An 8,542-nucleotide genomic window follows, 5' to 3' on the forward strand; every position below is an offset into this window, starting at 1 on the left:
AAGCGCGACTACATCTTCAACGGCACCCTGACCGTCACCGCGATCGTCATCTGGCTCCGCGACACCGTCCAAGAGCCACCAGAAACGGCCTAGCGGCGCAGCTTCTTCGTAGGGTCGGCCACGCGAGACACCGAGCACTGTGTCAGCGCTCTGCATTTCGCATACCTCCCCGGTGTCGCCGGTGTCTGTACCACCTGTGCCCCTTCGCCCTGCGAGCGGCTTTCGCGGCCCAGGCGCCCCATTCATCTCCTTCAATGCCCTCGTTGGGCATCGCTCCCGCCGCGAAGGTTGACCAGGGCGAACCAGTACGTCCCCGGTCACGACGGGAACCGGTTTCAGATGAGCCGGCTTCTCGGCGTGGCCGACCCGCAGCGAGTCGTTGCCGAACAGCAGGGTGATCAGCTCGAGCCGGTGCTCGGGGGTGGTTTCGATCGCTGTGGGAGGAGACCCGCGGCACTGGCCTGCGCGTCCTGGCCGTGTGCCCCGGCGCGGTGCAGACCGAGTTCTACGCCGGCAGCCAGTCGGCCGACTACGGATCGAAACGGGCCACCGTCGACCACGTCGTGAGGACAGCCCTCGACACCCTCGACCGCCGCTCCGCACCGCCATCAGTCATCACCAACGCCCGCCCCCTCGCCCTCGCCAGCAAGTTCCTGCCACGGCGCCTGGTCGTCCGCATGATGGGCTGCATGGCACGACGCGCCATGCAGGCGTAGCGTCGCTCACCGCCGGACCGCAACCCACAACCGCTTTCTCCTCACTGGGCGAATCCGGCAGCCGGACTCGCAACGGTGTCGCTGTTCTTCCGCCGCACGCCATCACGCCATCACGCCGAAAGGCCACCCGCACCGGCACAGCCCACGGCTGAGACTTGGCAAAGACCCGCTAGACCGCCGATCACCCGGCTGCCCGCACGGTGTGGACCGGGCCGTCGCGGTCGGACAGGCGCCCCCCGCGGCCACCGTGCCGGGTGGTGATGATCTCGGCGGCGATGGATACGGCGGTCTCCGCGGCGGAGCGCCCGCCGAGGTCGAGCCCCACCGGGGAGGACAGCCGCGCCAGAGCGGGCGAGGTGACGCCGGCCTCGCGCAGGGCCGCGGTGCGGCGTCGATGAGTGCGACGCGAACCCAGCGCACCCACATACTCGACATCCAGTCCCAGTGCGGTCTCCAGCAGGGGGATGTCGAACTTCGGGTCATGGCTGAAGGACACGATCACCGACCGCGCGTCCACCCTCCCGGCCGCCGCCTCTTTCGCCAGATACTCGTCGGGCCGGGCCACGACGACTTCGTCGGCGTCCGGGAAGCGGTCGGCTGTGGTGAACACCTGGCGGGCGTCGCACACGGTGACCTGGTAGCCCAGAGTCCGTCCGACCGAAGTGAGGGCGGTGGCGAAGTCTCCGGCGCCGAACAGCAGCATCCGCGGGGGCGGCGTCAGCGAGCGTACGAAGATGCGGATGCCCTCGGGGTCGTAGCTCAACAGCGCGCTTTCACCGTTGCGCAGCAGTGCCCGTGCGTCGTCCATCAGGGCCGGTGGGGTGTGCGGCGGACGCAGGCTGCCGTGGTGGTCGTCGGCGCGCAGGGCCACATGTGCACCGACGGCCTCCGGACGCGGATGGTCGAGCACGGTGGCGACGGCTACGGGGGCGCCGGCCCGCACGGATTCCATCACCCCGGCCAACTCGGGGAACGTGCGGATGCCGACGGGTTCGACGAAGATCTCCAGAGTGCCGCCACAGGTGAGGCCGACGGCGAAAGCGTCGTCATCACTGATTCCGTAGGACACCTGCTGGGGGATTCCGTTCTCGATGGCCTCACGGGCCCGTTCGAGTACGTCGCTCTCGACACAGCCGCCGGACACGGAGCCCACCACGCGCCCCTGCGGGGTGAGGACCATGGCTGACCCTGCCGGGCGCGGAGCGGAGCCGAAGGTGCGCACCACGGTCGCCAGACCGCAGCGCTCGCCGGACGACCATGCCTCGTACAGTGCGTCCCAGACGCCGTCGTGGCCGGTCACAGCAGCTTGTCCTGGGTGAGGGGCAGATCGCGCACGCGCTTGCCGGTGGCGTGGAAGACGGCGTTGGCGATGGCGGCGGTGACCCCCGTCATGGGGGTCTCGCCGAAGCCCCGGGCGCCCAGGGCGTCGCTGGCCGGGTCGGGCTCGTCGATGAACTGCACCTGGATGTCGGGGACGTCGGCGTTGACCGGCATCAGGTAGCCGGAGAGGTTCGGGTTGACGATCCTCGCCGTCGCGGGGTCGACGAGGGTGTGCTCCAAGAGCGTGAAGCCGATGCCCCAGATCACACCACCGAGGACCTGGCTGCGAGCGGTCTTGCGGTTGAGGACGGTGCCCGGGTCGTAGCAGCCGGCCACGCGGGCCACCCGGACCCGGCCGAGCAGCGGGTCGACGCGGACTTCGACGAAGACGGCGCCGATCGAGTAACCGAGTGGGGTGTTGACGGGTTCGACCTGGAAGGTCAGGGGCTTTCCGCCGTGCCCGACCACCGAGCGATAACTCACCCGGGTGCGGGGGTCGGCGGTGTCGAAGAGATGGCCGTCGGCGGTGTCCACGCGCTCGGCGGGGACGCCGCGCAGCGGGGAGCCGGGCTGGGCCACGGCCATGTCGATGACGGCCTTACGGGCGGCGGTGCACACCCGGTTGACAGCGCTGCCGACACCGGGGGCGGTGGTGGAGGCGCCGGAGGCGAAGCTGAAGGGGAAGGAACTGTCGCCGAGTTCGAAGGTCACGTCGGAGACCGGCACGCCGAGCACTTCGCCGGCGATCTGCGTCATGATCGTGTACGTACCTGTGCCGTTGTCCTGAGTGGCGACCTGGATGAGGACCTTGCCGTCGGTGCCGAGAGTCATACGGGCACCCGCACCGGGCCTGCCGCCCGCGGTATGCGCGGAGGTGGCCATGCCCCAGCCGACGAGTTCGGCGCCGTCGCGCATCGAGCGGGGGCGCGCCTCGCGCCGGGACCAGCCGAACACCGAGGCGGCGCGGTCGTAGCACTCACGGAGGTGATTGCTGCCCCACTCCTGGCCGTTCTCCATGTTCCGCGCGCTCCAGTTGCGCTTGCGCAGCTCGACCGGGTCCATGCCCAGGGCGTAGGCGAGTTCGTCGAGGGCCGCCTCCTGGGCGTGGCTGGTGCACGCTTCCGGAGAGCGCATGAAGCTCTGGGTGGGCAGATCCAGGCGTACGGCGCGCTGCTCGTTGGACAGGTTGGGGATGTCGTACAGCATGCGGATCGGTTCGCTGCTGTTGAACAGCGCGACGTCGTTGCGGCTGATCTGCTGGGTGATGACGTGGTTCAGCGCGGTGACACGGCCGTCGTCACGGGCGCCGAGTTCGATCGTCTGGTGGGTCTGGGCGCGGTGGCCGTTGGAGGTGAACATCTGCGCGCGGGACAGGACGAGCTTGACCGGGCGGCCGAGCGCACGGGCGGCGGCGCAGGTCAGTACGGTGTGCGGCCAGACGGGGCCCTTGGTGCCGAAGCCGCCGCCGAGGTAACGGGAGATGACCCGGACGTCGGCGAGCGGGACCCCCAGGGCCTGGCTGACGCTCTGCCGGGTGCCGTCCAAGCCCTGTGTGGTCTCGTACACCGTCACCTTCGGGCCTTCCCATGCGGCCGTGGTGGCATGGGGCTCGATCGGGTTGTGGTGGTGCATGGGGATCGTGTACTCGGCCTTGATACGGACGTCGGCCTGGGCCATGCCGGCCGCCGCGTCGCCGCGCTGGAAGGTGTTGGGGCCGTCCGGCCCGGTGGGCGGTAGGAACACCTCGCCGTTGGCCAACTCGCCCTCGGGTGCGCCCGATCCCTCGTAGTCGACCTCGATCAGTTCCGCCGCACGCTGCGCCTGTTCCAGGGTCTGCGCGACCACGAAGGCGATGGGCTGGCCCGCGTGGTGGATCTGCGGAGTCTGGATGGGAATGAACGACTTGAAGAACGTACGGTAGGTGGGCTGCGTCAGACGCGGCATGGTCTCGTGGGTGTAGACGGCGATCACGCCGCGCACCGCTTCGGCGGCCCGGGTGTCGATCCGGGTGATCCGGCCGCGGGCGATGGTGCTCATCGCCATGCACGCGTGGGCCAGACGGGGCAGCTTCACATCGGCTGTGTACTCGGCTCCGCCCGTCACTTTGAGCCGGGACTCGACACGGGACAGCGGGCGGCCGACGACGTCGGTGCTCATCGGGAACCTCCGGTGTGACGGCCGAGCACGTCCTGGAGCGCGCGCTGCACCAGCTCGACCTTGAATTCGTTGTCCTCTCGCGGCTGGGCGCCCCGGACCAGAACGCGTCCGGCCGCCGCGATGCTCTGCTCGGTCAGCGCCCGGCCCCGCAGGGCGGCTTCGGCCTCGGCGGAGCGCCAGGGGCGGGTGGCGACACCGCCGAAGGCGAGGCGGGCCTCCTCGACGACTCGGCCGTTCATTCGCAGCACGGCCGCGACGGACACGACCGCGAACTCGAAGCTGGCGCGGTCGCGCACCTTCAGGTAGCGCTGACGGCTTCCCGGGGCCGGCAACGGCACCTCGACCGCCGTGATCAGCTCACCGTGGCGCAGGGTGTTCTCGATGTGCGGAGTGTCCTCGGGCGCCCGGTGGAAGTCGGCCATGGCGATGGTCCGCGCGCCGTCCGGGCCGAGCGTGTGAATCGTGGCGTCCAGGGCACGCAGGGCGACCGCGAGATCGGACGGGTGAACGGCGATGCAGTGGTCGCTGCCGCCGAGGATCGCGTGCCAGCGGTTGCGGCCCCCCAGCGCGGCGCAGCCGGATCCCGGCTCCCGCTTGTTGCAGGCGAAGTCCTGCCCGCGGAAGTACCAGCAGCGGGTGCGCTGGAGCAGGTTGCCGCCGATCGAGGCCCGGTTGCGGACCTGTGGGGAGGCTCCGGCGAGCAGCGCCTGGGACAGCACGGGCAGTCGCTTGCGGACCACCGGGTGCAGGGCCACGTCCGCCATTCTGGCCAGTGCGCCGATGCGCAGCCTGCCCCCTGACTCCTCGATGCCTCGGAGCGGCAGGCGGTTGATGTCGACCACCAGGTCGTGGTCCTCGGCGCCGTCCTTCATCAGGTTCAGCAGGTCGGTGCCGCCGGCGACGAACGTGGCGTCGGCGCTGCGGGCGACGAGCCGTACGGCCTCGGCGGCCCGGTCCGCGCGCGCGTAGGCGAAGTCCCTCATCGCCGCACCGCCTTCGCCGCGTCGGCCACAGCGTCGACGATGTTCGGGTAGCAGCTGCACCGGCACAGGTTGCCGCTCATCCACTCCCGGATCTCGTCCTCGGAGTCGGCGTGGCCTTCCTCGATGCACGCCACCGCGGACATGATCTGTCCGGGTGTGCAGATGCCGCACTGGAAGGCGTCCCGGCGGACGAACGACTCCTGCACCGGGTGCAGTTGCGCCCCCTGGGCCAGTCCTTCGATGGTGGTGATGGAGCGGCCTTCCTCCATCATGGCCAGAGTCAGGCACGATTTCACGCGCCGACCGTCGACGAGCACCGTGCAGGCCCCGCACTCCCCTCGGTCGCAGCCCTTCTTGGTACCGGTGAGGCCGGCGTGCTCACGCAGCGCGTCGAGCAGGGTGACGCGGGCCTCGACTGCCGGGAGCCGGTGCTGGGTGCCGTTGATGTCCAGCGTGAGATCGCCGGCCGTTCGGGGCTGTGCCGCCGGTGCGGCCGCGGGCTGCGCCGTGGCCGGGTCGGCCCCTGGGAGGGGAACCATGACCGCGGCCGCCGCGACGCCCCCGGATTTCAGTACGCTGCGTCTGCTGTGTTGGGACATGGATGAGTGACTCCTCGTGTACCCGGAGTGGGCGAGACAGAAGCGAGCCTGACGCGGTGGGAAGCCAGCCGTCCAACGCAAAAAGTGCATGCTCGCGATGCGTTGGGTACATGACGAGGTCCGGAAACTGGGCTCTTTATGCGTAGCCTGCATGGCGTTGGCATACGCTCTGCGCCATGTCGCACCTGCGGAACGCGGACTTGAATCTTCTCCAAGCACTCGCGGTGCTCCTCGAGGAGAGGCACGTCACGCGGGCCGCCGATCGTTTCCACCTCAGCCAGTCGGCGATGAGTCGCGTCCTGCTCCGGCTCAGGGAGACGTTCGGCGACGAACTCATGGTGCGCACGCGGGGCGGGTACGAACCGACCCCCCGCGGACTGCAGATCCAGTCGGAGCTCGCCGAACTCCTTCCTCGTCTGGAGGCGCTGCTGCGCGGGGACGCCTTCGACCCCTCAACGGCGAACCGCCACTTCCGCCTTCACTGCACCGACTTCGCCACCTCACTGTTCGGTCCGATCCTCTTCCCGCGCTTCTACCGCGAGGCTCCGGATATCTCGCTGACCGTCGTACCCGTGAGCGACCACTCCTTCGCCGACGTCGAGCAGGGCCGCGCGGACCTGGTCATCTCCGGTGTCGTAGCACCGCCTACCCTGCGCTGGGAGACGTTGTTCGAGGAGGAGTTCGCGTGCCTGATGTCCTGCGACCATCCCGTGACCGGGGACCGGCTGACCATGGACGACTTCCTCGCGTACCCGCACGTCGTCGTCAAGTTCCTGACCGAGGGCCAGGCCATGGTCGAGCGCCGACTCGACGAATACGGACTGCGCCGTCCCGTGGGCCTGCGCGTGCCCTACTTCTCCGCGGCGGCGACCGCAGTGCCGGGCACTGAACTCATCGCCACCCTCCCGCGCCGCGCCGTTCTCGCATACGCCGACAACTCGGCCTACCGCGTCGCCGCACCCCCAGAGGAACTCCCGCCCTTCCCCTACGGCATCGCCTGGCATCCCCGGGTCGACGGCGACCCCGCTCACCAGTGGCTACGGCGAGTTGTGCGGGAGACTGCCACGCAGGTGATCGGGCGTGGGTCGGCGGACGATGGCTCGGCGGCGCCCGCCTGACCGAGGTCACACGGATGCCCCCTCCGCTGAAACGGCTTGCCCTTGCGGTTCTCCTGGAAGGCTTCCCAACGCACGCCAGGAAGCCCTGTTCATGTGCCAGCGTCTTCGCCAAGACGTGCGAGCCGCAGCGCCGGGTGCTTTCACGGGCGCGCTCTGGGGATGGTCGTCGTTGAAGGTGAACGTGTCCTTGCAGTCTTTCCAGGTGCCGCCGGGCGTCAGCTTGCACACCCGGAACCGCACGTACTCGCCGTATGCCGGGCGTGGGCTGTTGTCGATAAGCCCGTTGGACTTGCTCGAACCGCATCCCCGTACGCGCACCAGCCCGCTGCGCGTCCACTCACCGTTCCGGACGACGTAGAGGTCGGCAATGATGCCGTTGGGGGCGAGCTTCTGGTACGAGCCGCGCTGGAGTGTAGCTATCGGGGATTTTTCTGATTACTGAGGTTAAACTCGTGGTGTCGTAGGGGCTGACGGGCGGCAGTCGCCTGCGGTATCACCGAGTGGCGGGCACGTGCCGTTGCAGCGGTGGCGGCAGGCGTGGGAAGAGGACGGGCCGCGTGCTCTGCGGTCGCAGGGGCCGGCGTCGTTGCCGAGACTGAGCAAAAGGCAGTTCGCGCAACTGGGGGCCGAGCTGGCCAAGGGGCCGGCCGCGCACGGCTGGGAGGACCAGCGCTGGACCCTGGGCCGGATCAAGACCGTGATCGGCCGACGCTTCCACCTGGCCTACACCATTCAGGGTGTGCGCAAGCTGCTGGTGCGCAACGGCTGGTCCTGCCAGGGTCCCCACCCGCCGGGCCCTGGAACGCGACGACGAGGCCGTGGTCGGCTGGGTGAAGGAGACCTGGCCCTGCGCGGAAGGCTCGCGGCGGCCCGTGGAGCCTGGCTCCTCTTCGAGGACGAAGCCGGCTTCTCCATGACGCCGCCGCAGGCGAAGACCTGGTCGCCTCGTGGCCGCACCCCGGTGGTGCGGGTCCGCGGCCGCTCCCGCAGACGCATCTCCATCGCAGCGTTGACCTGCTACAAACCCGGCCACCGCTCGAGGCTGATCTACCGGCCCCGCCGCGACGACGGCAACCGCGACGGACGCAAGAGCTTCTCCTGGCGCAACTACCGCGACCTGCTGACCGCAGCACACCAGCAGCTTGACGGCCCGATCGTCCTGATTTGGGACAATCTCAACGTCCACAAGGCCACCGACCTGCGGGAATGGGCGACAGCCCGGGACTGGCTGACCATCTACTACCTGCCGCCATACGCACCCGACCTCAACCCCGTCGAAGGCATCTGGTCTCTGCTGCGGCGCGGCTGGCTCTCCAACGTCGCCTTCAGCACTCCCGAACACCTCGTGCAGCGCATCCGACGCGGTCTCCGCCACATCCAGTACCGCAGCCACCTCATAGATGGCTGCCTTGCCGAGACGGGACTGACCATCAACCCCTGATCACCGAAGACGACATCACGAGTTCAAGCTCAGTAAGTAGGCGTCAGGTAACTCAAGTGATGGGTTAGTACTCCAGCAGGATTTCGCTGTCTGACCTGGTCTTTCGCCGGGTGGCGGGAGTGTAGCGGGACTTCGGTCGTGCGGGGGTGGTCTCACGGAGACCGCCCCTCGATCGTGCGACAACGCCGCAGGTAGTGACAGCGGCGGG

At 69.2% G+C, this 8,542-nt stretch carries 7 protein-coding genes; 3 read left to right on the plus strand and 4 right to left on the minus strand.

What is annotated here, in order from left to right; translation table 11 throughout:
- The first annotated feature begins 491 nt into the window (after positions 1-491).
- A complete protein-coding gene (locus tag ACF1A1_RS39185) occupies positions 492-716 on the plus strand; it encodes a hypothetical protein (RefSeq protein WP_392006952.1) in 225 nt (74 codons plus the stop codon).
- A gap of 181 nt (positions 717-897) precedes the next feature.
- On the opposite strand, the gene ACF1A1_RS39190 is transcribed toward ACF1A1_RS39185, so the two are convergent.
- From ACF1A1_RS39190 to ACF1A1_RS39205, 4 genes are read right to left on the minus strand one after another with little or no spacing between them, the layout of a single operon-like run.
- Positions 898-2,016 carry an XdhC family protein gene (locus ACF1A1_RS39190; RefSeq protein ID WP_392006954.1) on the minus strand — a complete coding sequence of 373 codons (1,119 nt, stop codon included), beginning with the start codon at positions 2,014-2,016 and terminating at the stop codon, positions 898-900.
- Positions 2,013-4,193: a xanthine dehydrogenase family protein molybdopterin-binding subunit gene (locus tag ACF1A1_RS39195; protein WP_392006956.1), complete on the minus strand. Its 2,181-nt coding sequence runs from the start codon at positions 4,191-4,193 to the stop codon at positions 2,013-2,015. The genes ACF1A1_RS39190 and ACF1A1_RS39195 overlap by 4 nt, the downstream gene beginning before the upstream one ends.
- Positions 4,190-5,176 (minus strand): FAD binding domain-containing protein, encoded by a 987-nt coding sequence (locus ACF1A1_RS39200; protein WP_392006958.1) that lies wholly within the window; start codon positions 5,174-5,176, stop codon positions 4,190-4,192. Before ACF1A1_RS39200 ends, ACF1A1_RS39195 begins: the two co-directional genes overlap by 4 nt.
- Positions 5,173-5,775, minus strand: a complete 603-nt coding sequence (locus ACF1A1_RS39205; RefSeq protein WP_392006960.1) for a (2Fe-2S)-binding protein — start codon at positions 5,773-5,775, stop codon at positions 5,173-5,175. Before ACF1A1_RS39205 ends, ACF1A1_RS39200 begins: the two co-directional genes overlap by 4 nt.
- Positions 5,776-5,951: 176 nt before the next feature.
- Here ACF1A1_RS39205 and ACF1A1_RS39210 point away from each other — a divergent pair, with 176 nt between their 5' ends.
- Positions 5,952-6,893 (plus strand): LysR family transcriptional regulator, encoded by a 942-nt coding sequence (locus ACF1A1_RS39210; protein WP_392006962.1) that lies wholly within the window; start codon positions 5,952-5,954, stop codon positions 6,891-6,893.
- A 511-nt stretch (positions 6,894-7,404) separates the two neighbouring features.
- Positions 7,405-8,334, plus strand: a complete 930-nt coding sequence (locus ACF1A1_RS39215) for an IS630 family transposase (RefSeq protein ID WP_392006964.1) — start codon at positions 7,405-7,407, stop codon at positions 8,332-8,334.
- The last annotated feature ends 208 nt before the right edge of the window (positions 8,335-8,542 follow it).

It is taken from the genome of Streptomyces sp. NPDC014995, from assembly GCF_043080745.1.
GTDB lineage: Bacteria > Actinomycetota > Actinomycetes > Streptomycetales > Streptomycetaceae > Streptomyces.